The sequence below is a fragment of the Mesorhizobium sp. M7A.F.Ca.CA.002.15.2.1 genome, assembly GCF_003998715.1.
Classification (GTDB): Bacteria; Pseudomonadota; Alphaproteobacteria; order Rhizobiales; family Rhizobiaceae; genus Mesorhizobium; species Mesorhizobium ciceri.
On sequence record NZ_RZPI01000784.1, the window covers coordinates 1 to 2,431 of the forward strand.

The 2,431-nt window shown below is 63.6% G+C and carries 1 protein-coding gene and 1 pseudogene; both read left to right on the forward strand.

Annotation, left to right across the window (positions count from 1 at the left end; all coding sequences use genetic code 11):
- Positions 1 to 9: 9 nt before the first annotated feature.
- Positions 10 to 2,049, forward strand: coding sequence for a bifunctional rhamnulose-1-phosphate aldolase/short-chain dehydrogenase (locus tag ENZ74_RS29220; RefSeq protein ID WP_245471029.1), 2,040 nt, complete (start codon positions 10 to 12; stop codon positions 2,047 to 2,049).
- A gap of 12 nt (positions 2,050 to 2,061) precedes the next feature.
- Positions 2,062 to 2,431: pseudogene (locus ENZ74_RS29225) on the forward strand (sugar isomerase); the annotation flags it as partial.

Here is a 2,431-nt window from a genome sequence, read left to right on the forward strand (position 1 = left end):
GCTCACGCCATGAGCGGGCCGGAACTTCTGGTCTACCGTTCGAACACACTTGGTTCCGACAAGCGGGTCACCAACTATGGCGGCGGCAACACGTCGTCGAAGATCTGGCAGAAAGACCCGCTCACCGGCGAGGATGTCGAAGTGCTGTGGGTCAAGGGATCGGGCGGCGACAGCGCCTCGATCAAGCTGGACGGCTTTGCCACGCTCTACATGGACAAGCTGCGCGCGCTCAAAGGCCTCTATCGCGGCGTCGAGCACGAAGACGAGATGGTCGGCTTCCTGCCGCACTGCACCTTCAACCTCAATCCGCGTGCGGCTTCGATCGACACGCCGCTGCATGCCTACGTGCCGAAGCCCTTTGTCGACCACATGCATCCCGATGCCATCATCGCCATTGCCGCGGCGAAGGATTCGAAGGCGCTGACGAAAGAAATCTTCGGCGAGGCCATCGGCTGGCTGCCGTGGAAGCGCCCTGGCTTCGAACTTGGCCTGTGGCTGGAGAAATTCTGCCTCGAACACCCAGCCGCCAAGGGCGTCATCCTGGAAAGCCACGGCCTGTTCACCTGGGGCGACACCCCCAGGGAATGCTACGAGACGACGATCTCAGTGATCAACCAGGCGATCGAATGGTTCGAGCGCCGCTCCGAGGGTGTCGCTATCTTCGGCGGTGAAGCGGTCAAGTCGCTCGACGCCACTGAGCGCCGTGCCATCGCGGCCAAACTGATGCCGAGGATTCGCGGCCTGATCTCGGAAAGGAGCCACAAAACAGGCCATTTCGACGATTCCACTGCTGTGCTCGAATTCGTCAACTCCAGGGATCTGCGCCCGCTGGCGGCACTCGGCACCTCATGCCCCGACCATTTCCTGCGCACCAAGATCCGCCCGCTGGTCATCGAATTCGATCCGGCAAAGCCCGATGTCGATGCCGTCATCGCGCGTCTTGCCGACGACATCGCCGAATATCGCGTTGGCTACCAGGCCTATTACGACAGCTGCAAGCATCCGGACTCGCCCGCCATCCGCGATCCCAATGCCGTCGTCTACCTGATGCCCGGCGTCGGCATGTTCACCTTCGCCGGCGACAAGGCGACGGCGCGCATCTCGGGCGAATTCTATGTCAACGCCATCAACGTCATGCGCGGCGCCTCCACCGTGTCGTCTTATGTCGGCCTGCCTGCACAGGAAGCCTTCGACATCGAGTACTGGCTGCTCGAAGACCTGAAGCTGCAGCGTATGCCGAAGCCGAAGTCGCTTGCCGGCCAGATCGCCCTGGTCACGGGTGGCGCCGGCGGCATCGGCCGCGCCACGGCCAACCGCCTGCTGCGCGAAGGCGCCTGCGTGGTGCTGGCCGACATCGACGAGACAGCACTGGCCAGCGCCAATGACGAACTGGCGAAAGTCTACGGCAGGGACTTCGTGCGGCCGGTGCTGATCAATGTCACCTCGGAGGAGCAGGTCATTTCGGGCTTTGCCGAGACAGCGGTCGAGTTCGGCGGCATCGACATTCTGGTATCGAATGCAGGGCTGGCCTCCTCGGCGCCGATCGAGGAGACGACGCTGGCGCTGTGGAACAAGAACATGGACATCCTGTCGACCGGTTATTTCCTGGTCTCGCGGGAAGCGTTCCGGCTGTTCCGCGCGCAGAAGATTGGCGGCAACGTCGTCTTCGTCGCCTCCAAGAACGGCCTTGCCGCATCGCCGAACGCCGCCGCCTATTGCACCGCCAAGGCTGCCGAGATCCATCTCGCCCGCTGCCTGGCGCTGGAGGGCGCGGAGGCGCAGATCAGGGTCAATGTCGTCAACCCGGACGCGGTGCTGCGCGGCTCGAAGATCTGGACCGGCGAGTGGAAGGAACAGCGCGCCGCCGCCTACAAGATGTCGACCGACGATCTGGAGGAGCACTATCGCTCGCGTTCGATGCTGAAGCGCTCGGTCTTCCCGGAAGACATCGCAGAGGCGATCTATTTCCTGGCGTCCGACATGTCGGCCAAGTCGACCGGCAACATCATCAATGTCGACGCGGGCAACGCCCAGTCGTTCACGCGCTGAGCGGAGGGGACGATGGAACACATCATCTCCGCCGACCTCGTCGACAAGGACAACGCCGCGCGCAAGGCAAACCTCGAGCGCGACTACGCCTCGCTCGGCGAGCGGCTCGACCGTCGCGGCATCGCCATCGACGCTATCAGAGACAAGGTCGAGAAATTCGCGGTGGCGATCCCGTCCTGGGGCGTCGGCACCGGCGGCACGCGCTTTGCCCGCTTTCCCGGTGCCGGCGAGCCACGCGATATCTTCGACAAGATCGAGGATTGCGCCGTCATCCAGCAATTGACGCAGGCGACGCCGACCGTTTCCCTGCACATTCCGTGGGACAAGGCCGATCCGAACCGGCTGAAGCAAGCGGCCTCGCGCTTTGGCCTCGGCTTCGACG

Excerpts from the sequence above, each read along its gene's own strand:
- ENZ74_RS29220 (WP_245471029.1), top strand. The coding sequence starts at position 10 with ATGAGCGGGCCGGAACTTCTGGTCTACCGTTCGAACACACTTGGTTCC.